The sequence below is a fragment of the Blastococcus sp. DSM 46786 genome (assembly GCF_900109665.1).
GTDB classification, from domain to species: domain Bacteria; phylum Actinomycetota; class Actinomycetes; order Mycobacteriales; family Geodermatophilaceae; genus Blastococcus; species Blastococcus carthaginiensis.
Window position 1 is genome coordinate 182,814 of the sequence record NZ_FOAO01000006.1, and the last position, 20,237, is coordinate 203,050.

The following is a 20,237-nucleotide window of genomic DNA, read 5'->3' on the forward strand; positions in this document are numbered from 1 at the left end:
CGATCACGTCGGCTCCTGAGAGGCAGCGCGAAGCACCTGGCTGGCTGCCCGGCAACCTCAACTCCGTCTGAGGTGCTCCAGGGGAAGAGCCGGCCGGCCGGCGTCCCGCCACCGGCAAGGACGGAGTTCCCGTGCGCCGCGGGATCTCCCGCGAGCGAAGGAGACGGCGCATGACCGACCCGCAGAGCTGGAGCTTCGAGACCCGGCAGATCCACGCCGGCACGAGCCCCGACCCGACGACCGGCGCCCGCGCGCTGCCGATCTACGCGACCACGGCCTACCAATTCCGCGACACCCAGCACGCCGCGGACCTGTTCGCGCTGGCGGAGATGGGCAACATCTACACGCGGATCATGAATCCGACGCAGGACGCGCTGGAGCAGCGCGTGGCCTCGCTGGAGGGCGGCGTCGCGGCGCTGGCCGTCGCGAGCGGGCAGTCGGCGACGACGCTGGCGCTGCTCAACGTCGCCGAGGCCGGCGACCACGTCGTGGCCTCGGCCTCCCTCTACGGCGGCACGTACAACCTGCTGCACCACTCGCTGCCCAAGCTGGGCGTCACGGTCTCCTTCGTGGAGGACCCGGACGACCCGGAGAACTGGCAGTCGCTGGTGCGGGACAACACCAAGGCCTTCTTCGGCGAGACCATCGGCAACCCGAAGGGCGACGTCCTCGACATCGAGACGGTCGCCGAGGTCGCGCACCGCAACGGCGTGCCGCTGATCGTCGACAACACCATCGCGACGCCGTTCCTCATCCGCCCCTTCGAGTTCGGCGCCGACGTCGTCGTGCACTCGGCCACCAAGTACCTGGGTGGCCACGGCACGGCGATCGCCGGCCTGATCGTCGACGGCGGGTCGTTCGACTGGGGCAGCGGGAAGTTCCCCGGTTTCACCACGCCGGACCCGACCTACCACGGCGTCGTCTACAAGGACCTCGGTGCGTCGGCCTACGCGCTCAAGGCCCGCGTCCAGCTGCTGCGCGACCTGGGTCCGGCGATCTCGCCGTTCAACGCCTTCCTGGTCGTGCAGGGCATCGAGACGCTGTCCCTGCGCATGGAGCGGCACGTCGGGAACACGCTGAAGGTGGCGCAGTTCCTGGAGGCCCACGACGAGGTGGACCGGGTGAACTACCCGGTCCTCGAGTCCTCGCCGTGGCACGCCGCGCAGCAGAAGTACGCCCCGAAGGGGGCCGGCGCGGTGCTGACCTTCGAGCTGCACGGAGGCACCGAGGCCGGGAGGAGGTTCGTCGAGGCCCTCGAGCTGCACAGCCACGTGGCCAACATCGGCGACGTGCGCAGCCTGGTCATCCACCCGGCCTCGACGACGCACTCGCAGCTGACCCCGGAGGAGCAGCTGACCACCGGCGTCACGCCGGGCCTGGTGCGCCTCGCCGTCGGCCTGGAGGGGATCGAGGACATCCTCGCCGACCTGGAGGCCGGGTTCCGCGCCGCCAAGTCCGCCTGACGTGGGCGGGTGGGTCGAGGGCGATCCGGCGGGCGACCGGCGGTTCCTCGACCTGCCCACCCCGTTCGAGCTGGAGCGCGGCGGGAGCCTGCCCGGGATCCGGATCGCCTACGAGACCTGGGGGACGCTCGCCCCGGACGGCGGCAACGCCGTGCTGGTCGAGCACGCGCTCACGGGCGACAGCCACGTCGTGGGCGCGGCCGGCCCGGGCCACCCGACGCCGGGCTGGTGGGGCGGCGTCGTCGGCCCCGGCGCCGCGCTGGACACCGACCGCTTCTTCGTCGTCTGCGCGAACGTCCTCGGCGGCTGCCAGGGGACGACCGGGCCGTCGTCGGCGGCGCCGGACGGCCGGCCCTGGGGCGCGCGCTTCCCCGAGGTCACCGTCGGCGACCAGGTGCGGGCCGAGGCGGCGCTCGCCGACGCCCTCGGCATCCAGCGCTTCGCCGCCGTCGCCGGCGGCTCGATGGGCGGCATGCGGGCGCTGGAGTGGGCGGTCCGGTTCCCCGGCCGGGTGGCGGGGCTGTTCTTCCTCGCCTCCACCGCCGTCGCCTCGGCCGACCAGATCGGCACGCAGACCACCCAGCAGGCGGCCGTGCGGGCCGATCCACGATGGCGGGGCGGGAACCACCCGCTGGACGACCCGCCGGTGGACGGCCTCGACGTCGCCCGCCGGATCGCCCACCTCACCTACCGCAGCGCCGCGGAGCTGGACGCGCGCTTCGGCACCCGGCTGCAGGAGGACGGCCGCTTCGCCGTCGCCTCCTACCTGCAGCACCACGGGGCGAAGCTCGCCGGCCGGTTCGACGCCGGCAGCTACGTGGTGCTGACCGAGGCGATGAACACCTGGGACGTCGGCCGGGGCCGCGGCGGCCTGGAGGCGGCGCTGGCCCGGGTGACCGCCCGCGCGCTGGTCGCGGGCGTGGACAGCGACCGGCTGTACCCGGTCGAGCAGCAGCAGCGGGTGGCCGACGCCCTCGGCGTCCCGCTGCGACTGATCCGCTCCCCCTACGGGCACGACGGCTTCCTCGTCGAGACGGCGGTGGTCGACGCGCTGCTGCGGGAGCTGCTGGCGGGCTGACGCACCCCGGAACCGTCGCACCCGTGGGCCAGGATGGCGCCGTGCCCGCACCGACGGACCTGCCGATGCTGCCGTTCCCCGACCAGGCGGCCCTCGAGGCCTGGCTGGAGGCCGAGCACGCCACCGCCCCGGGCCTCTACGTGCAGATCGCCCGCAAAGGCTCGGGCATCCCGTCGGTCACCAGCGCGGGAGTCGTCGAGTCGGCGCTGTGCTTCGGCTGGATCGACGGTCGCGGCCTGCGGCTGGACGACTCCTACCACCTGCTGCGGCTCACCCCGCGCCGCCCGCGCAGCGTCTGGTCGCAGAAGAACGTCGCCACCGTGGAGCGGCTGACCGCCGAGGGGCGCATGCGCCCGGCCGGGCTGGCCGCCGTCGCGGCCGCGCAGGCCGACGGCCGCTGGGCCCGCGCCTACCCCGGCCCGGCCACCATCACCGTGCCCGACGACCTCGCCGCGGCCCTGGACGCCCAGCCGGCGGCGCGCGCCGCCTTCGACGCCCTGGACGGGCGGAACCGCTACGCCGTCCTCTGGCGGGTGCACACCGCCGTCACCCCGGCCGGCCGGGCGAAGCGCATCGCCGCCGCCGTGCAGGTGCTCGCCGAGGGGCGCCGCCACCGCTGAGCGGGTGGCGGGCGAGACTGCCCGGGTGGACGACGACCTGCTGGCGCTGCGCGAGGGCTGCACCCGCTCGCTGACCGGGCACGGCGCGTGGCGGCCGGCCGACCTGCTGGCCACGGTCTCGCCCGGCACCGCGCCCGACCGGTACGGCGACGGCGGGGTCGTGGCGGAGCTGGAGGCCGAGGTCGCGGAGCTGCTCGGGCTCCCGGCGGCGGTGTACCTGCCCAGCGGCGTCATGGCCCAGCAGGCGGCGCTGCGGGTGCACGCGGAGCGGCGCGGCCGGCGCACCGTCGTCTGCCACCCCGAGAGCCACCTGCTCCGCCACGAGGAGCAGGCGTTCGAGCGGCTGCACGGCATGGTGCTCCGCCCGGCGGGCAACCGCTACCGGCTGCTGCTCCGCGCCGACCTCGACGCCGTGGCCGAGCAGCCGGCCGCGCTGCTGGTGGAGCTGCCGCAGCGCGACCTCGGCGGCCCCCTGCCGGCGTGGGACGACCTCGTCGCGCAGGTGGCCTGGGCACGGGAGCGCGGTGCGGCCGCCCACCTCGACGGCGCCCGGCTGTGGGAGGCCGCGGCAGGCTACGACCGCACGCCGGCGGAGATCGCCGGGCTCTTCGACACCGTCTACGTCAGCTTCTACAAGGGCATCGGGGCGCTCGCCGGGTGCTGCCTGGCCGGCCCGGCCGACGTCGTGGGCGAGGTCCGCGAGTGGCGCCGCCGCCTGGGCGGCACGCTGTTCGGCCTCTGGCCGGGGGCGGCCTCGGCGCTGGCCTGCCTGCGCCGGCGGCTGCCGCTGATGCCCGCCTACCTGGCGCGCGCACGCGAGATCGCCGCCGCGGTGCGCGACCTGCCCGGCGTCACCGTCGTCCCCGACCCGCCGCAGACGCCGATGCTGCACCTGCTGCTGCGCACCACCCCGGAGGCGTTCACCGCGGCCGCCCGCCGGCTGGCCGCCGACGAGGGCCTGTGGACCTGGTCGCAGGCGGCGATCACGGGCGACCCGGGCGCCGTGCGGGTGGAGCTGCCGGTGGGCGACGCGACGCTGGCGCTGCCGGTGGAGGAGGCACGGGCGGCCGTCGCCGCCCTGGCCGGGGAGGCCTGACGCGCGGCGGCTAGCGTCGGCGACCATGGGTCTCGACGTCGCCGCGCTCCGCTCCTGCTTCCCGTCGCTGGCCAGCGGCACCGCGCACTTCGACGGACCGGGCGGTACCCAGGTGCCCGAGGCGGTGGGCCGGGCGGTCGCCGCGACGCTGACCGCGCCGATCAGCAACCGCGGCTCGGTCACCGCCGCCGAGCGGTTCGCCGACGAGACGGTGCTGGCCGCGCGCTCGGCCATGGCCGACCTGCTCGGGGTCGATCCCGCCGGCATCGTGTTCGGGCGCAGCGCCACCGCGCTCACCTTCGACCTGGCCCGCACGCTCGCCGCCGGCTGGGGCCCCGGTGACGAGGTGGTGGTCACCCGGCTCGACCACGACGCCAACATCCGGCCGTGGGTGGTGGCCGCGGATGCCGTGGGCGCGACGGTGCGGTGGGCGGCGTTCGACCCGGACAGCGGCGAGCTGACCGCCGACGACGTCGCCGCCGTGCTCTCCGACCGCACGCGGCTGGTCGCGGTCACCGGCGCGTCGAACCTGATCGGCACCCGGCCGCCGATCGAGGAGATCGCCGCGCCGGTGCACGCGGCGGGCGCCCTGCTCGTCGTCGACGGCGTGCACCTCACCGCCCACGCGCCGGTCGACGTCCCCGCGCTCGGCGCCGACGTCTTCTCCTGCTCGCCGTACAAGTTCCTCGGCCCGCACTGCGGCGTCATGGCCGCCGACCCGGCGCTGCTGACCACGCTGCACCCGGCGAAGCTGCTGCCGAGCTCGGACGCCGTGCCCGAGCGCTACGAGCTCGGCACGCTGCCCTACGAGCTGATGGCCGGGACGACGGCCGCCGTGGACTTCCTCGCCGCGCTGGGCGACGGCAGCTCCCGCCGGGAGCGGCTGGGAACGGCGATGACCGCGATCGAGGAGCACGAGGACCGGCTGCGCGAGCGGCTGGAGGCGGGGCTGGCCGAGCTGCCCGGCGTGCGGCTGCGGTCGCGGGCGACGCACCGCACGCCGACGCTGCTGCTGACCTTCGAGGGGCGCGACGCCGCCGACGCCTACCGCTTCCTCGCCGAGCGGGGCGTCAACGCGCCGGCGGGCTCCTTCTACGCGATCGAGGCCAGCCGGTGGCTCGGGCTCGGCGACACCGGCGGCCTGCGGGTGGGCCTGGCCCCCTACAGCGACGCCGACGACGTCGACCGCCTGCTCGCCGGCCTCCGGGAGTGGCTCGCCGTCCGCTGACCCCTACGGCATGTCGTCCCCGGGGAGGTGCCCGGCGGACGGCAGGGCGCGGCGCACGACGGGCCGGACCCTGCGCGCCTCGGGCAGCCGCTCCGAGTAGGCGGCCGCGTTGCCGCGGATGTGCAGCAGGTCGTCGTCGGTGGCCTCCCGCACGACCGTGGCCGGGACGCCGGCGATCACCGACCGCGGTGGGAACTGCTTGCCCTGGGTGACCACGGCCCCGGCGGCCACGATCGAGCCGCTGCCGATGTGCGCGCCGTTCATCACGACGCTGCCCATGCCGACCAGCACCTCGTCGTCGATCCGGGCGCCGTGCAGCACCACGCGGTGCCCGACCGTCACGTCCCGGCCCACCACCAGCGGGAACCCGGGGTCGGAGTGCAGGGTGCACCCGTCCTGGACGTTGGACCCCGCCCCGATCTCGATCCTCTCCTGGTCGGCCCGGGCCACGGCGCCGTACCAGATGCTCGACCGGGGACCCATGCTGACCGCCCCCACCACCACGGCGGTGGGCGCCACGAAGGCCTCGTCGTCGATCGCCGGGGCCCCGAAGGGCAGTTCCGCGATGTAGTTGTCTGCCACGCCCGTCAGCACAGCACAGCCCCGGACGAGGCGCACGAGCCGGATGCTCGGCAGACTCCCGTGCATGCCCGCCGCACCCCTGCCGCCGCTGCCCACGTCGATCGTCGGCAGCCTGCCCCAGCCGGACTGGCTCATCGACCGCGACCGCCTCGCCCACCGGTTCCCGCCGCGGGTGCGGGCCGCGGAGCTGTGGCGGATCCCGCCGGAGCTCCTCGCCGGGGCGCAGGACGACGCGACCCTGCTGGCGATCCGGTCGCAGGAGGAGGCGGGGCTCGACGTCGTCACCGACGGCGAGATCCGGCGGGAGTCCTACTCCAACCACTTCGCGACGGCGCTCAGCGGCGTCGACGTCGACCACCCCGGCAGCATCCTCAACCGGTCCGGCAAGCCGATCCCGGTGCCCCGCGTGGTCGGTGACATCGGCCGGCCGGCCCCGGTCCAGGCCGACGACGTCCGGTTCCTGCGGGCGCACACCGACCGCACGGTCAAGATGACCGTCCCCGGCCCGTTCACGATGGCGCAGCAGGCGCAGGACGAGCACTACCGCGACGGCCGCGCGCTGGCCCTGGCCTACGCCGACGTCGTCCGGGCGGAGATCGCCGACCTGTTCGCCGCGGGCGCCGACGTCGTCCAGATCGACGAGCCGTGGCTGCAGGCCCGCCCGGAGGTCGCGCGGCAGTACGGCGCGGAGGCGGTGACCCGCGCGGTGGAGGGCGCTCCCGGGCCGGTGCACCTGCACCTGTGCTTCGGCTACGCGGCGATGGTCTCCGAGCGGCCCGAGGGCTACTCGTTCCTGCCGGAGCTGGCCGACACCCCCGTGGACACGGTCGCCGTGGAGACAGCGCAGTCCCACCTCGACCCGGCCACGCTGCGCCCGCTCCGCGGCAAGGGCATCGCGCTCGGCGTCCTGGACCTGTCCACGCCCGAGGTGGAGACGCCCGAGGTCGTGGCCGACCGGGTGCGCCGGGCGCTGGACGACGTGGACGTCGACCGGCTGGTGCTCACCAGCGATTGCGGCCTGAAGTACCTGCCCCGGGAGTCCGCGGCGGGCAAGATGCGCTCGCTGGCGCTCGCCGCGCAGCTCGTGCGCGCGGAACTGTAGGGGCTGGAACGGCCCCCTTGCAGGGACCCGCCACGAGCTTGCGAGTGGCGGGGGGCGAGGGGGTCCTTCTTCAGATGAGCCCGTGCGCGTGCACCGCCTCGGCCACCTGCAGGAAGCCGGCGACGTTCGCCCCGAGGACCAGGTCGCCCGGCGAGCCGTACTCCTCGGCGGTCTCGTGGCAGCGGGCGTGGATGTCGCGCATGATCTCGGCCAGCCGGGCCTCGCTGTGCTCGAACGTCCAGCGGTCGCGGGAGGCGTTCTGCTGCATCTCCAGCGCCGAGGTCGCCACGCCGCCGGCGTTGGCCGCCTTGCCGGGGGCGAAGCCGATCCCGGTGTCGCGGAAGACCTTCACCGCGGCCGGCGTGGCAGGCATGTTGGCCCCCTCCACGACGTAGCGGCAGCCGTTGCGGGCGAGGACGGCCGCGGCGTCGCCGTCCAGCTCGTTCTGCGTGGCGCTGGGGATCGCGACGTCGCAGGGGACGTCCCAGACGCTGCCGCCGGCGACGAAGGTGGCGGAGTCGCGCCGCTGCGCGTAGGTGTCCACCCGCCCGCGCTCGACCTCCTTGACCTGCTTGAGCAGGTCGAGGTCGATCCCCTTCTCGTCGACGACGTAGCCGCTGGAGTCGGAGCAGGCCACCGCCGTCCCGCCGAGCTGGTGCACCTTCTCGATGCCGTAGACGGCGACGTTGCCCGAGCCGCTGATGACGACCCGCTTGCCCTCGAAGGTCTCCCCGCGCGCGGCCATCATCGCCTCGGCGAAGAACGCCGCGCCGTAGCCGGTGGCCTCGGTGCGCACGAGGGCACCACCCCAGCCCAGGCCCTTGCCGGTCAGGACGCCGGACTCGTAGCGGTTGGTGATCCGCTTGTACTGCCCGAACAGGTAGCCGATCTCCCGGGCGCCGACGCCGATGTCCCCGGCGGGCACGTCGGTGTACTCGCCGAGGTGCCTGTAGAGCTCGGTCATGAACGACTGGCAGAAGCGCATGACCTCGGCGTCCGAGCGCCCCTTGGGGTCGAAGTCCGAGCCGCCCTTGCCGCCGCCGATCGGCATGCCGGTGAGCGCGTTCTTGAAGATCTGCTCGAAGCCGAGGAACTTGACGATGCCGAGGTTCACCGAGGGGTGGAAGCGCAGCCCGCCCTTGTAGGGCCCCAGCGCGGAGTTGAACTCCACCCGGAAGCCCCGGTTGATCCAGACCTCGCCGCGGTCGTCCTGCCACGGCACGCGGAAGATGATCTGCCGCTCCGGCTCGCAGATCCGCTCGACGGTCTTCATCTCGGTGTACTCGCGGTGCCGGCCCAGGACGACGGCCAGCGACTCCAGCACCTCCCGGACGGCCTGGTGGAACTCCGTCTCGCCGGGGTTGCGGCGCAGGACCTCCTCGTAGATGCCCTGGACCGTGGCGGGAACCTCGCCGCTCATGCCGACCTCCTCCGACCGTGCGTCACCGACGGGGAGCAACGTACGGGGCGGCGGAATGGCGGCTCCGGGGGGTGTGCCTGAGACGGCCCTGCGGCCGGGCGGTCAGGCGGTGGGACGGACGCCGAAGCGGAACCCACCCTGGTCGACGGTGGTCACCGACAGCGGCGTCCCGTACGTGCGGGCGTGCACGATCATCCCGTTGCCGATGTAGAGCGCGACGTGGCTGATCGGCGAGTAGTAGAAGACCAGGTCGCCGGGCTGGAGCTCCCCGCGGGTGAGCTGCGGGCCGATCTTCGACTGGCCGCTGCTGGTGCGCGGCAGGGCGATGCCGGCGGCGGCGTACGCGTAGGAGGTCAGCCCCGAGCAGTCGAAGGCGTCGGGGCCGGTGGCGCCGCGCCGGTAGGGGGCGCCCACCTGGGACAGCGCCACCTGGATCGCGGTCGCCGCCGCGCTGCCCGGCGCGACCGGCAGCTCGGCGACCGTCGGCGCCGCCAGCTTCGGCCCGGCGACCATGGTGGAGACCCGGTCCTGCTCGGCCGCGGAGAGCCGGGCGTAGTCCGACTGGTACTCGGCGGCCCGCCGCTCCACCTCGGCCTGCTGGGCCTGCAGCTCGGCGAGGCCCGCCTGGGCGGTGGCGGCGGCCTGGTCGGCGACCGCCTGCGCCTCGTCGGCGGCCGCGCGGGCGGCGGCCACGGTGGTGATGACCGAGTTGGTGTGCGTGGCGATCATGTCCAGCGTCGTCATCTGCTGGACGAGCTCGTCCGCGGAGTCGCTGGTGAGGAAGGCGGCGACCCGGGACCGCGCCTGGCCGGTGAAGCTGCTCTGCACGATGGCCCGGATCTGCGGTTCGTGGACGGCGAGCGCCTCCCGGGCCGCGCGGGCCTGGTCTGCGGCGGCCGCGGCGGCCTGCTGGTGCGAGGCGACGATCTCCTCGGCCTCGTGCACCTGCGCCTCGATGGCGGTCAGCTGCTGGGCGGCCTCCGCCATCAGCTCCGCCGCCTCGGCCACCGAGCCGGGGTCGGCGGAGGCCGCGGTCGGGGGGAGAACCGCCGTCGCCGCCGCCACCACCGCGGCGCCGACCGCGAGGACGGCACGCGAGCGGCGTCGGGTGGTCGTGCGCTGCGCGTGCACCCTGGCCTCCGATCACCTGCGCCGGGCCCGGGGAAGGGGCCGCATCCATGCGCGTCAGCACGGAACGTAGGGAAGCGGTATCGACAAGTAGTGGGGGGCGCGCGGGTGGGCGATCGCGGGTTCACCCCGTCCGTCACACGCGCCCCAGGAGCGCGCCGCCGTCCCGGCGGGATGATCAGCGTCGGCGGGGCCCGGCCGCGGCGCCGTCGGGCAGCCGGTCGGGCGATCAAGCATCGGATGATGGGCGCTGACGCACACTGCCAGGGGCCGGAAGCGGACGCCGGCGCCCATCGTCGGCCGGTGACGGGACGGGACCGCCCACGCGCGGGGAGCAGACGCCGCGCAGGCCGCTGGCGGCCCAGATACCGCGCGCGGCGGCGCCGCGAGCGCGCGAAGGGTGGGGGCAGGGGGTTCTTCTACCCGCCGAGTGGCATCACGACGACGCCGGCGAGCCGGCCAGGGCGCCCCGCAGGGCAGCACCTTCCCACACGGACCAGCAGGTGACGTGGTGGGACGGCTCCCTCGCCGGGCCCCGGCCCGAGCGGAGCAAGGGCCGGGGGCGGGGGGCCTCAACCGGCGAGGGGCTCCTGCACCTCGAGGCCGGCGAGCGCCTGGAAGTCGCGCAGGATGCTGGAGAGCTCCTCGGAGGTCCACGGCTCGCAGCAGTCGCAGCCGCCCTCGCGGAAGCTGACCAGGCCGATGGAGCCCCCTGCCTGGTCCTCGGCGATGGCGAGGTGACCGGCGGACGGGTGACGGTGGCAGGTGCACCCGGCGGCGCAGAGGCCCAGGCCCCAGCCGGAGATGACGACGGTGTGCCCGTCGTCGCGGACCTTGCCCACCTGGAAGACGGACGGCTTGCGACTCCTGGTCACGGAGTCCTCCCCTCGACAGCCCCGTGGGAAGCGGGGCTCGCGTACGGCACCCGGTTCTCGGGCTAACAGATGTTTCGGCAGAACCCGCTGCTGGGTAAAGCGCGCCATCGGCTCTGGTACCGCAACCGAGCGTAGTGCGACGGATACAGGTCGTCGCCGTCAGTTTCCGCCAGGGTGCGGGAGATCGAATTGGCGGAACTGTGACGGAACGGCCCCGACCCGCCGGGGAGGCCTCAGCTCGCCGGGCTGACGCTGCTCATGTTGAAGTCCGGCACCCGCAGAGCCGGCATAGCCGTGCGGGTGAACCAGTCGTTCCACTCCCGCGGGAGGGTGCGCTCGGTGACCCCGGCCTGCACCGCCCGGCCGAGCAGGTCGACCGGGGACTCGTTGAACCGGAAGTTGTTCACCGCGCCGGTCACCTCGCCGCCCTCCACCAGGAAGACCCCGTCCCGGGTCAGACCGGTGAGCAGCAGCGTCTGCGGATCGACCTCGCGGATGTACCAGAGCGTGGTGAGCAGCAGGCCCCGGTCGGTCGCGGCCACCATCTCGGCCTGCGACGCGGTGGCGGTCGGGTCCTCGAGGATGAGGTTGTCCACGGCGGCCGTGGTCGACGCCGTGGTCTTCAGCGCCCACGCCCGCGGCCGGATCAGGTTGGCGAGGACCCCGCCGGAGATCCAGTCCACCGCCGGCGTCGCCATGCCGTTGTCGAAGACCGAGGCCGCGCCCGACGACGCGCCCACCACCTGGAACGGCGCCGCCTCCAGGCCCGGGGCGTGCGGATCGCTGCGCAGCGTCAGCGGCAGCGTGGCGAGCCAGTCGCCCGTGCGGTTGCCCCCACCGGTGCGGGCGAAGACGTTGCGGCCCTCGTCGGCGTCGCGCGCCTCCATCGTCCAGTAGAGGTAGATCATCAGGTCGGCGACGGCCGACGGCGGCAGCAGCGTCTCGTAGCGCCCGGCCGGCAGGTCCACCCGCCGCTGGGACCAGGCCAGCTTCCGCCGGACGTCGGCGGCGAGGTCGGCGACCGAGACGTCGCCGAAGTCGCGGGTGCCCGTGCCCGCCCAGACCGACCGGCCGAGATCCGGTGTCTTGCCGTTGAGCTCCACGCGCCCGGACGGCTGGTCGTGCCGCAGCCGCAGGCCCGTGGAGCTGCCCAGGTAGGTGGTGCGCATCGAGTGCTCGGCGAAGCCGAACAGCAGCTCACCGCGGTCGCGGGCCTCCCCGAAGGCCTGGCCCAGCGCCGGCGCGAACTCCGCGAACACCTCGATCGAGGTCTCCGCGGGGTCGGCGTCCCAGTCCGCGGCGGCCGGGCCGTCGGTGATCAGCGGCATCGCGTCCTCGGCCGGGCCCGCGTCCCGGGCGGCCTGCTCGCTGGCAGCCACCAGTGCGGCGACGTCGGGCGCGCCGGAGCGGCTCACGGTGCCCGCGGCCATCCCGGCGCCGCCGTCGACGAAGGAGATCACGACGACCGAGCGCGACCGCATCGCCCCGTTCGTGGTCAGGCTGTTGGCCGCCCACCGCAGGTTCGCCTCGGCGCCCTCGACGACGAACGCGACCTGCCCGTCGGCGGTCGAGGCGGCCAGCGCCTGCTCGACGATCTCCTGCGGACGCTGGAACCGGCTCATCGCCCGGCCTCCTCGACGGTGTTGAGGATGGTCACGCCCTCGAACAGGGCGGTGGGGCAGCCGTGGCTGACCGCCGCGGTCTGGCCGGGTTGCGCCTTGCCGCAGTTGAACGCCCCGCCCAGGACGTAGGTCTGCGGGCCGCCGACCACGCGCATGGAGCCCCAGAAGTCCGTCGTCGTCGCCTGGTAGGCGACGTCGCGGACCTGCCCGGCGAGCCGGCCGCCCTCGATCCGGTAGAAGCGCTGGCCGGTGAACTGGAAGTTGTAGCGCTGCATGTCGATCGACCAGCTCTTGTCGCCGACGACGTAGATGCCGCGCTCGACCCCGCCGATGAGCTCCTGCGTGGAGGGCCCGTCCGGCGCCGGCTGCAACGACACGTTGGCCATGCGCTGCACCGGGACGTGGCCGGGCGAGTCGGCGTAGGCGCAGCCGTTGGAGCGCTCCATGCCCTGCAGCCGGGCCATGTTCCGGTCCACCTGGTAGCCCACCAGCACGCCCTCGCGGACGATGTCCCACTGCTGACCGGCGACGCCCTCGTCATCCCAGCCGACGGTGGCGAGGCCGTGCAGGGCGGTGCGGTCGCCGGTCACGTCCATCAGCGGTGAGCCGTACCGCAGCGTGCCGAGCCGGTCGGGCGTGGCGAACGACGTCCCCGCGTAGGCCGCCTCGTAGCCCAGCGCCCGGTCCAGCTCGGTGGCGTGCCCGATCGACTCGTGGATGGTCAGCCACAGGTTCGAGGGGTCGACGACGAGGTCGTAGCGGCCGGCCTGCACCGAGGGCGCCTTGGTCTTCTCGCGCAGCAGCTCGGGGAGCTCCGCGAGCTCGGCGGGCCAGTCCCAGCCGGTGCCGGTGAGGTACTCCCAGCCGCGGCCGGCCGGCGGGGCGAGGGTGCGCATGCTCTCGAAGGAGCCGGTGGCCCGGTCCACGGCGAGCGCGGTCAGGTCCGGGTTGACCCGCACCCGCTGCTGCCGGGTGCGGGTGCCGGAGGTGTCGGCGTAGTACTTCTGCTCCTTGACCAGCATGCAGGTGGCCTGCACGTGCTCGACGCCGTCCCCGGCCAGCAGCTGCTCGGACAGCTCGGTGAGCAGCGCCGTCTTCTCGGCGTCCGGCACGGTGAACGGGTCGACGTCGTAGGCGGAGACGTACTCGGCGTCGGGGTGCACCGGCTCCGGCGCCAGCTCCACGCGGTCGGAGTTGAGGGCCGCCGCCACCCGGGCCACGGCCACAGCCTCCTCGGCGAGCCGGACGGCCTCGGCCGCGGTGAGGACGACGCCGGCGGCGAACCCCCAGGTGCCCTCGAACACCACGCGGACGGCCAGCCCGAGGTCCTCGCCGTCGGTGAACGCCTCGGGCCGGGCGTCGCGCAGGCTGATCGTCTGGGTGCGGATGCGCTCGACCCGCAGGTCGGCGTGCGAGCAGCCCAGGTCGACCGCGCGGGTCAGCGCGGCGTCGGTCAGCGCGGACAGCGGGAGCGCGAGGAAGGTCTCGTCGATCGTGCGGGTTCCTGGCACCCCGCCTGTCTACCAGCGCGCGTGCCCACGGGTGAGCGGGGAAGCCCGGGGTAAGCGCCTCCGCATGGACCCGGCGGCGGACGACGTGACCATGACCTTCGGCGGCACCGCGACGATGCTGCTGCGCATCGGGGGCTTCACGCTGCTCACCGACCCGAACTTCCTGCACCGCGGCCGGCGCGCACACCTGGGCTACGGGCTGCGCAGCAAACGGCTGACCGATCCGGCGCTGCTGCCGGCCCAGCTGCCCGAGCTCGACGGCATCCTGCTCTCGCACATGCACGGCGACCACTGGGACCGGATTGCCACCCGCGAGCTGCCGAAGGAGACGCCCGTCGTCACCACGCCGGAGGCCTCGAAGTGCCTGGCCGACCGCGGCTTCACCGGTACCGCCGACCTGCGCCCGTGGCAGACGCACACCTTCACCCGCGACGCCGAGGAGCTGCGGGTGACGTCGGTGCCGGGCGTCCACGGCCCGGGTCCCCTGGCCCGGGTGCTGCCGCAGGTGATGGGCAGCGTGCTGGAGCTGGTGCGCGACGGCGAGGTGAGCTGGCGGGGCTACATCAGCGGCGACACCCTCTACCGGCCGTTCCTGGGCGAGGTGCTGGAGCGCTGCGGGCCGCTCGACGTCGTCATCCCGCACCTGGGCGGCACCAAGGTGCTGGGCTTGACCGTCACCATGGACGGCCGGCAGGGTGCGGACCTGGTGGAGCTGTTGAAGCCGCCGGTCACCGTGCCGGTGCACTACGACGACTACAGCCTGTTCAAGAGCCCGCTGGGGGACTTCGTGACCGAGGTCGCTCGCCGCGAGCTGCCGGGCGAGCTGCGTCCCGCCCACCGGGGCGAGACGATCAGCCTGCGCGCCTGACGCGCAGCTCCGCCGCGATGCGGCGCGCCGTGCGCCGGGCGTCCCGGTCGACGCCGTCGATCAGCGAGCTGTTCACCCGCGTCTGCCACGGCAGGCCCATCCAGTGCAGGCCCGCCACCGGCGAGGCCCCGCGCGCGTGGCGGGGTGCCCCGTCCTCCGCCAGCGCACCCGGGACGTCGACCCACTCGGTGTCCGGGGCGAAACCGGTGCACCACAGCACCGTCCGCGGCCGGAGCTCCGTGCCGTCGGCCAGGCGCACCCGCGGCCCGTCCGCGGCGACCACCGGCGAGGCGATCAGCCGCACGGCCCCCTCCCGCACCGCCCGCCGGAGCCGGCGGCCCAGCACCGCCTCGGGGCGCGCGCGCAGAAACCGGCCCACCGGCGTCGACGCCCCCGCGTTCAGCACGCCGCCGAGCAGCAGCCACCAGTAGACGCTCACGCCGAGCACGCGCTCGGGCAGGAAGCGCGGCTCCGTCGGTGCGGCCACGGTGACCTCGTGCCGCCCGGCCAGCTCCAGCGCCAGCTGGGCGGCCGAGTTGCCGCCGCCCACCACCAGGACCGGCCCCTCCGGCAGCTCACCGGGCCGCCGGTAGGACGACGAGTGCACCTGGTGCACCGAGCCGTCCAGGTCCTCGGCGGCGGCCGGCACCAGCGGCCGGCGGTTGGCCCCCGTCGCGACCACCACGTGGCGCGCGCGGACGACGCCGTCCGGGGTGCGCACGGCGAACGCCCCGCCGTCGCGCCCGAGCCGCACCGCCGGCGCCGACGTGCGCACCGGCAGCCCGGACCGGCGGGTGTAGGCCGCCAGGTAGTCCGCCATCTCGAGCCGGGACGGCGTCCGCGTCGGTCCGGGCGGGAAGGGCATGCCCGGCAGCGAGCTGAACCGGCGCGGGGTGAACAACCGGAGGCTCTCCCAGCGGTCCCGCCACACCTGGCCGACCGCGCCGGCGGCCTCCACCACCAGCACGTCGGTCACGCCGACGCGGAGCAGGTGGTGGGCCGTGCCCAGCCCGGCCTGCCCGGCCCCGACCACGAGGACGTCGACCGCCGTCGGCTGCTCGCTCATCGATCCCATCCTCCCCGGCCCCCCTGGTGTGGCGCCCGTGCGGCGACCGGGTCCACGCCTGGCCCGATGACGCCCTGCGGGCCGAGGCCGGCTGAGCTAGCCCGCGGCGAGCCGGGCGGCCCGCTCGGCGACGTCGGCGCGCAGCCCCGCGGCGTCGACCGTGGTCGAGGCGCCGTCGCGGACGACGGCGCGGCCGCCCACCCAGACGTCGCGCACGTGCCGCCCGGCGCCGGACCAGACCAGGTGGGCCAGCACGTCCGCCGGGTCGCCGACGGGCTCGAAGACCAGGTCGCGGGTGTCGACGTGCACCAGGTCGGCCCGCCGCCCGGCCACGAGCTGGCCGAGGTCGGGGCGCCCCAGCGCCTCGGCCGCGCCGCCGGTGGCCAGCCAGAACGCCTCCGCCGCGGTCAGCGCGGTCGCCGAGCGCTCGCGCAGCCGCGCCAGCCCGACGGCCAGGCGCAGGTCGGCGAGGAGGTCGAGGGAGTCGTTGGACGCCGGCCCGTCGGTGCCCAGGCCGACCCGGATGCCGCGGTCGAGCATCGGGCGCAGCGGCGCCACCCCGCTGGCCAGCTTGGCGTTGCTCGCCGGGCAGTGGGCGACCGCGACGTCGAACTCCTGCCACAGCTCCAGGTCGCCGTCGTCCAGGTGCACGCAGTGCGCGGCCAGGACGCGCCCGCCCAGGACGTCGTAGGAGGCGAGCAGCGCAGGCACCGACAGCCCGTGCGCCGCCAGCAGGTCGGCGCCCTCGGTCGCGGTCTCGGCGACGTGCAGGTGCAGCAGCAGGTCGTGCTCGCGGGCGGCGCGCGCGGCGTCGGCGAGCACCGGGAGCGGCACGGTGTAGGCCGCGTGCGGGCCGATGCCGTACTCGACCGTGCCGTCCTCGGGCGCATCGGCGGCGAGGGCGACGGCGGCGTCGAGCTGCTCGGCCATCGGCGGCATGCCCGGCAGGGGCAGCAGCGGGGTGGCGATCACCGCGCGCGCGCCGGTGGTGGTGACGGCGGCGGCGATCCGCTCGGGGTGGAAGTACATCTCGACGCTGGTGGTGATGCCGTTGCCGAGCAGCTCCGCCGACGCCGCGGTCATGGCGACCTCGACGTCCTCGGGCGTGAGGCGGGCCTCGCGCGGCCACATGACCTCCTGCAGCCAGCGGTCCAGCGGCAGCCCCTCCCCCTGGCCGCGGAACAGCACCATCGGGGCGTGCGAGTGGGCGTTGACCAGGCCCGGGGTGAGGACGCCGGGCAGCGCGACGACCTCGGCGTCCCCCTTCGGCGGCGCCTCCGCGGCCGGACCCGCCCAGGCGATCGCGCCGTCGGCGACGTCGAGGACGCCGTCCGGGACGACCGTCCCGGCGCGGTCGCCGACGACGAGGGCCCGGGCGGTGAAGCGCTGTCGCATGGTTCCCGAACATAGCTCCGCCCCGGCCGGGGGCGCGGCGGCGGGCCGGGGGCGCCGATACCGTGGAGCCCATGTCCTTCCTCGCCGCGGCATCCTCCGACGAGGGGGGCATCACCGGTTTCCTGCTCGACCTGGTCGAGACGCTCGGCCCCGTCGGGGTCGGGCTGTCGATCCTCCTGGAGACCGTCGTCCCGCCGATCCCCAGCGAGGCGGTCCTCGGGCTCGCCGGCGTGCTGATCAACGACGGCCGGATGTCGATCGTCCCGGTCATCGTCTTCGCCACCCTCGGCTCGCTGCTGGGGGCGATCTTCTTCTACTACGTCGGGATGGCTCTCGGCCCTCGCCGGTCTCACGCCTTCCTCGACCGGCTGCCCCTGGTGGAGACCGAGGACGTCGACAAGACCTTCGCCTGGTTCGAGCGGCACGGCCGCGCCGCGGTGTTCTTCGGCCGGATGGTGCCGATCGTGCGGAGCTTCATCTCGGTGCCGGCCGGGGTCGTGCGGATGCCGTTCTGGCAGTTCCTGCTGTTCACCGCCGCCGGCAGCCTGATCTGGAACACCGTCCTGATCACCCTGGGCGTCGTGGCCGGTGACTTCATCCAGGACAACCTGCGCTACCTGGACTACGCCCTCGTCGCCGCCGTCGTGCTGGGCGTGGGGTGGTTCGTCTACAAGAAGGCCACCGGCAAGCTGCGCCGGCCGCCGGACGCGGGCAAGCACCTGGACGAGGACTGGGACCCGACGTCGTGACCCGGCACCGCCCCGAGGTGGTGGCGTTCGACGTCGACGAGACGCTGCTGGACCTCGCGCCCGTCCGCGCCACCCTGGTGGAGCTCGGCGAGCCGGCGCCGCTCCTGGGCGCGGTCTTCGCCCGCACGCTGCTCACCGGCTTCGCGGCGGCCGCCGTCGGCTCGTGGTGCCGGTTCCTGGACGCCTTCGACGCCTCGCTCGCCCAGGAGACCGGGCTCTCGGCCGACCAGCGCGCGAGCGTGGCCGACGCCTTCGGCGAACTGTCGCCCCATCCCGACGTGGAGCCGGCGCTGCGCCGGCTGACCGAGGCCGGGGTCCGGGTGGTCACCCTGTCGCACGGCTCCCCCGGCGTGGCCGAGGCAGGCCTCGAGCGGGGCGGGATCACGCCGCTGGTGGAGCGCAGCATGACCAGCGAGACGATCCGCGCCTGGAAGCCCTCGCGCGAGGTCTACCTGTGGGCGGCCGGCCTCTGCGACGTGGCCCCGGAGCGGATGGCGCTGGTGGCCGCGCACGGCTGGGACGTGCTGGGCGCGCGGCGGACGGGCCTCACCGGCGCGTGGTTCCCGCGCAGCGAGCGGGTGTTCCCGGCGGTGTACGGCGAGCCCGACGTGGCCGGGGCCGGCCTCGCCGGCGCGGTCGACGCCCTGCTGGCGCTCCCGCCCCGGTGACCGCGCTCGACATCGAGACGCCGCACGGCCCGGCCCGCGCCCACCTCACCGACGGCGGCTCCCGCGGGACGCTGCTGCTGGGGCACGGGGCCGGTGGCGGGGTGGAGTCGGCCGATCTGCTGGCGGTGGCCCGGGACGCCGCTGAGGGCGGGTGGCGCGTGCTGCGGGTCGAGCAGCCCTGGCGGGTGGCGGGGAAGAGGATCGCCCCCGCGCCGGCCCGCCTGGACGAGGGCTGGCGGGCGGTCGTGGCGCACCTGTCGGGCACCGGCCACCTGACCGGGGCGCTCGTCGTCGGCGGGCGCAGCGCCGGTGCGCGGGTCGCCTGCCGCACCGCCGCGCAGGTGGGGGCGGACGGCGTGCTGACGCTGGCGTTCCCGCTGCACCCGCCCGGCCGGCCCGAGAAGAGCCGCGCCGCGGAGCTCACGTCCGTCACCGTGCCGGTCGTGGTCGTGCAGGGCGAGACGGACGCATTCGGTGCACCGGCCGCGGTGGCCGCCGTGCTGACCGGGCGGGCGCACGCCTCCGTGTACGCCGTGCCCGGTGACCACTCGCTGAAGAAGAACCCCGACCTCGTCGGGGCGGCCGCCGCCTCCTGGCTGGCCGAGGTGCTCCCCGGCTGACCGGAGCGGTCAGAACGGTGGTGGGTCGTCGTCCAGGTCGAGTGCCCGGTCCGGTTCCGGGTCCGGTGGTGGTTGCGGTGGTGCGGTGAGGACGCGGAAGCCCGGTGGTCGGCTGGTGCGGGTGACGCCGGTGGGGGTGATGACGGTGAGCACGCCGTCGGGGTCGAGGGTGTGGGTCCAGCCGGGGGCGAAGGTCTTGAGCCGGTGGTGGCGCCGGCACCGGCAGCACAGGTTCTCGCAGGCGGTCGCGCCACCGGCGGCGTGGGCGATGACGTGGTCCAGGTCGGCCCAGCCGGCGGGCACGGTGCAGCCGGGGTGGCGGCAGGTGCGGTCGCGCAGGCGGAGGAACTGCTGCTGGCCGACCGAGGGGCGGTAGCGGTCCACCGCCGCCGGTGGGCCCAGCAGCGGGCAGCCGCACGACGAGTCCGGACGGTCGGGGTGGTCGGGGTGGTCGGGGTGGTCGGGGTGGTCGGGGTGGTCGGGGTGGTGGGGGTGGTCGGGGTGGTGGGGGCAGCCGGCGGCCGCCAGCCGTTCCACTTCTCGGCGGCCGGTGACCGCCCGCAGCGCGCCGGTGGCGTCGGTGATCGCGATGCGCAGGCTGCCCGCCGGTGGCGCCTGCAGGTTGCAGGCGTCGAGCTGGGCGAGCAGTTCGCGCAGGTGGGCGGCGGTGATCGGCTCCCCGTCGACCTCCCCGACCGGCTCGGCAACCCCCGGCGGGGTGCCGGGTGGGGTGCCGGGTGGGGTGCCGGGTGGGGTGAAGGCGGCCGGTCGTGGGGCGCCGGCGGCGAGGAAACCGGCGGGGGTCAGCGCGGTCAGCGGGGCCACCACGGTCAGCTGCGCGGTCACCGCCGGCCGCTCCTGCCAGGGCCGCAGGATCAGGTCGGCGGCGGCGCCGGCGCGCAGCATGCCGATCGGCCGGTCATCGCCGGCCTCCTTCGCCGCCCGGGCATGCCGGTCCACGGCGTCCCGGCAGGCGCGGGCCTCGGGATGCGGCAGCAGGGCGCGCAGCTCGCTCATTCCGTCTCCGACCGGGCGCACCGTCACATCCGCCCCGCGCTGCCGGGTCTTCCGCCGCCGCTCGGCGGCGTCGGCGTCGCGGGCCAGCAGCTCCGCGCGGACGGCTTCGCGCAGCTTGCCCACCCCCAG

19 protein-coding genes and 1 riboswitch are annotated in these 20,237 nt (G+C 75.2%); of the genes, 10 read left to right on the top strand and 9 right to left on the bottom strand.

The genetic code is table 11. From position 1 onward, the window contains the following. Nucleotides 1-11: 11 nt before the first annotated feature. Nucleotides 12-127: riboswitch (SAM riboswitch) on the top strand. A 43-nt stretch (nucleotides 128-170) separates the two neighbouring features. The 5 genes from BMW62_RS07695 to BMW62_RS07715 are packed head-to-tail and all read left to right on the top strand — an operon-like array spanning nucleotide 171 to nucleotide 5,485. Continuing rightward, nucleotides 171-1,463, top strand: a complete 1,293-nt coding sequence (locus BMW62_RS07695) for a bifunctional o-acetylhomoserine/o-acetylserine sulfhydrylase (protein ID WP_091930252.1) — start codon at nucleotides 171-173, stop codon at nucleotides 1,461-1,463. A gap of 1 nt (nucleotide 1,464) precedes the next feature. Beyond that, a complete protein-coding gene (locus BMW62_RS07700) occupies nucleotides 1,465-2,541 on the top strand; it encodes a homoserine O-acetyltransferase MetX (RefSeq protein WP_091930253.1) in 1,077 nt (358 codons plus the stop codon). Nucleotides 2,542-2,582: 41 nt separating this feature from the next. Then, on the top strand, nucleotides 2,583-3,161 hold the full coding sequence (locus tag BMW62_RS07705; protein ID WP_211435031.1) for a YdeI/OmpD-associated family protein: 579 nt from the start codon (nucleotides 2,583-2,585) through the stop codon (nucleotides 3,159-3,161). A gap of 25 nt (nucleotides 3,162-3,186) precedes the next feature. Then, on the top strand, nucleotides 3,187-4,257 hold the full coding sequence (locus BMW62_RS07710; RefSeq protein ID WP_091930296.1) for a threonine aldolase family protein: 1,071 nt from the start codon (nucleotides 3,187-3,189) through the stop codon (nucleotides 4,255-4,257). Nucleotides 4,258-4,282: 25 nt separating this feature from the next. Continuing rightward, nucleotides 4,283-5,485, top strand: coding sequence for a cysteine desulfurase-like protein (locus BMW62_RS07715; protein WP_091930254.1), 1,203 nt, complete (start codon nucleotides 4,283-4,285; stop codon nucleotides 5,483-5,485). 3 nt (nucleotides 5,486-5,488) lie between these two features. On the opposite strand, the gene BMW62_RS07720 is transcribed toward BMW62_RS07715, so the two are convergent. After that, the gene (locus tag BMW62_RS07720; protein WP_244523898.1) at nucleotides 5,489-6,067 is read right to left on the bottom strand and encodes a gamma carbonic anhydrase family protein; all 579 of its coding nucleotides are present in this window, start codon (nucleotides 6,065-6,067) and stop codon (nucleotides 5,489-5,491) included. Nucleotides 6,068-6,131: 64 nt separating this feature from the next. Between BMW62_RS07720 and BMW62_RS07725 the strand changes: the two genes are divergently transcribed. Further along, nucleotides 6,132-7,169: a uroporphyrinogen decarboxylase family protein gene (locus BMW62_RS07725; RefSeq protein WP_091930255.1), complete on the top strand. Its 1,038-nt coding sequence runs from the start codon at nucleotides 6,132-6,134 to the stop codon at nucleotides 7,167-7,169. A 70-nt stretch (nucleotides 7,170-7,239) separates the two neighbouring features. On the opposite strand, the gene gdhA is transcribed toward BMW62_RS07725, so the two are convergent. The 5 genes from gdhA to BMW62_RS07750 form a co-directional block, all read right to left on the bottom strand. Beyond that, a complete protein-coding gene (gene gdhA, locus BMW62_RS07730; protein WP_091930256.1) occupies nucleotides 7,240-8,589 on the bottom strand; it encodes an NADP-specific glutamate dehydrogenase in 1,350 nt (449 codons plus the stop codon). Between the two features lie 102 nt (nucleotides 8,590-8,691). Further along, complete coding sequence (locus BMW62_RS07735) at nucleotides 8,692-9,720, bottom strand: C40 family peptidase (RefSeq protein WP_091930257.1); 1,029 nt, start codon at nucleotides 9,718-9,720, stop codon at nucleotides 8,692-8,694. A 569-nt stretch (nucleotides 9,721-10,289) separates the two neighbouring features. Next, nucleotides 10,290-10,592 (bottom strand): hypothetical protein, encoded by a 303-nt coding sequence (locus BMW62_RS07740; protein ID WP_091930258.1) that lies wholly within the window; start codon nucleotides 10,590-10,592, stop codon nucleotides 10,290-10,292. Between the two features lie 233 nt (nucleotides 10,593-10,825). Continuing rightward, nucleotides 10,826-12,214: a metallopeptidase TldD-related protein gene (locus BMW62_RS07745; protein WP_091930259.1), complete on the bottom strand. Its 1,389-nt coding sequence runs from the start codon at nucleotides 12,212-12,214 to the stop codon at nucleotides 10,826-10,828. Continuing rightward, on the bottom strand, nucleotides 12,211-13,725 hold the full coding sequence (locus BMW62_RS07750; protein WP_091930260.1) for a TldD/PmbA family protein: 1,515 nt from the start codon (nucleotides 13,723-13,725) through the stop codon (nucleotides 12,211-12,213). Before BMW62_RS07750 ends, BMW62_RS07745 begins: the two co-directional genes overlap by 4 nt. Before the next feature lie 64 nt (nucleotides 13,726-13,789). Here BMW62_RS07750 and BMW62_RS07755 point away from each other — a divergent pair, with 64 nt between their 5' ends. Continuing rightward, entirely contained in the window at nucleotides 13,790-14,593 is an 804-nt protein-coding gene (locus BMW62_RS07755) for an MBL fold metallo-hydrolase (RefSeq protein WP_091930261.1), read from the top strand. Here the strand turns inward: BMW62_RS07755 and BMW62_RS07760 are convergent. Together BMW62_RS07760 and BMW62_RS07765 are read right to left on the bottom strand one after the other, a co-directional pair. Further along, nucleotides 14,577-15,659, bottom strand: coding sequence for a flavin-containing monooxygenase (locus tag BMW62_RS07760; RefSeq protein ID WP_170852267.1), 1,083 nt, complete (start codon nucleotides 15,657-15,659; stop codon nucleotides 14,577-14,579). The two genes, BMW62_RS07755 and BMW62_RS07760, sit on opposite strands and share 17 nt — an antisense overlap. A gap of 96 nt (nucleotides 15,660-15,755) precedes the next feature. Then, complete coding sequence (locus BMW62_RS07765) at nucleotides 15,756-17,054, bottom strand: amidohydrolase family protein (RefSeq protein ID WP_091930263.1); 1,299 nt, start codon at nucleotides 17,052-17,054, stop codon at nucleotides 15,756-15,758. A gap of 71 nt (nucleotides 17,055-17,125) precedes the next feature. Here BMW62_RS07765 and BMW62_RS07770 point away from each other — a divergent pair, with 71 nt between their 5' ends. The 3 genes from BMW62_RS07770 to BMW62_RS07780 are packed head-to-tail and all read left to right on the top strand — an operon-like array spanning nucleotide 17,126 to nucleotide 19,091. Beyond that, nucleotides 17,126-17,803, top strand: coding sequence for a DedA family protein (locus tag BMW62_RS07770; RefSeq protein ID WP_091930264.1), 678 nt, complete (start codon nucleotides 17,126-17,128; stop codon nucleotides 17,801-17,803). Then, nucleotides 17,800-18,471 (top strand): HAD family hydrolase, encoded by a 672-nt coding sequence (locus BMW62_RS07775; protein ID WP_091930265.1) that lies wholly within the window; start codon nucleotides 17,800-17,802, stop codon nucleotides 18,469-18,471. The genes BMW62_RS07770 and BMW62_RS07775 overlap by 4 nt, the downstream gene beginning before the upstream one ends. Then, the gene (locus BMW62_RS07780; RefSeq protein ID WP_091930266.1) at nucleotides 18,468-19,091 is read left to right on the top strand and encodes an alpha/beta hydrolase family protein; all 624 of its coding nucleotides are present in this window, start codon (nucleotides 18,468-18,470) and stop codon (nucleotides 19,089-19,091) included. Before BMW62_RS07775 ends, BMW62_RS07780 begins: the two co-directional genes overlap by 4 nt. Nucleotides 19,092-19,100: 9 nt before the next feature. Here BMW62_RS07780 and BMW62_RS23430 read toward each other — a convergent pair. Beyond that, nucleotides 19,101-20,237 (bottom strand): HNH endonuclease signature motif containing protein (locus BMW62_RS23430; RefSeq protein WP_170852268.1); only part of this gene is annotated, 1,137 nt, incomplete at its 5' end.